Origin of the sequence: Caballeronia sp. BR00000012568055, from assembly GCF_029439455.1 — a bacterium.
Lineage (GTDB): Bacteria > Pseudomonadota > Gammaproteobacteria > Burkholderiales > Burkholderiaceae > Caballeronia.
Genome location: NZ_JAQFVG010000285.1, coordinates 1 through 1,108 on the forward strand (window position 1 = coordinate 1; position 1,108 = coordinate 1,108).

General features: G+C 60.7%; 1 protein-coding gene. It reads right to left on the reverse strand.

The features are described 5' to 3' along the window. Positions 1 to 144 precede the first annotated feature (144 nt). Positions 145 to 1,108, reverse strand: a 964-nt coding sequence (locus P7F28_RS17390) for a PRTRC system ParB family protein (RefSeq protein WP_277185765.1), incomplete at its 5' end; no start/stop codon positions are given.

A 1,108-nucleotide genomic window follows, 5' to 3' on the forward strand; every position in this document is an offset into this window, starting at 1 on the left:
GAGCTTTGCGCAGGTGCGCAAGAGCGGTTCAATAGCGGCAAACATGGAAAAACTCCTGAGAAAGAAAAAGACCGCCTACCAACGTGAGGCGGTCGGTCATGGAATGGAACTGCTGTTCGGATGCGCAATGCACGAGCTGCGCGTTTAAAACCTGAGTACCTTCGGAATCTTGCCGGTGTAGTCGAAGCCCTCGACTGCGAGAAGCGCCTCAATAACGTCCGCTTTCGATTTGCCGAAGACCTTCTTGAAGTTGTCGCCAAGCGCGGTACGAATACCGAGTTCGTCGGCAACAACCATCATTTCCGACTTCGTGATGAGTTCCAGAAACTCCTTGCAGAGCTTCCAGTGCTTCGCGAGATCGAGCCGATGGTGCTTGCACAGACGCGTGAGGTATTGCACGTCCAGGCCCTGGATCGCGGCGATGGTGACGCCAGTCACGGCGTGCGCCATCTGCGCGTCGTCGGCAGCCGCCGTTGCGGACGCGGCTTTCGTCACGTCACCCGCCGGGACCTGCTCTTGCGTGAGCTTTTCCCAGATGCCCGAGAGCGTCTTGTGATCGACGAAACGTATCTGGTCGGATAGCGCAATCGCCACGAGATATCGTTGAGCCAGCACAGAATCCGCACCGACCTCACGGCGCAGGGCTTTACGCCACAACGCCACGCGGTAGGCCTTGATCCTGTCCGACTCGGCAACGACCGTCACCGAGGGGTTGGCACCCGTGGCCTTCGCGTCCGATGCGGAGATCGGCGCCGCTTTGCCACCCGAGTTTCCGTCGCGCTTGCTCGCTTGCGTGGTCTCAACCGCCTTCGGCTGCGCGGCAGCTTTCACTGTCTGCAGGTGCGCCGCAACCTTCTTCATGTTGCAGACGGTGTCGAAGCACTGGCCCTTGTAGACCTTGCCGATCGAGTCAGGCAGGCCGCTCACCGCCGCGCCGTAGTTCTGGCACGCGTGACACGCCTTGGCCTGCTCTTCGCCCACGCCTTTCGGACCGTCCACCGCGAGTTGCACGCGCGTATGGTTGTCGCCTGCACGCACGATGCGCACGACCGGATATTCGTCTTGAAGGCCTGCAGCCGTCGCGTCGAGCATCTTCTCGGTCTTCTCG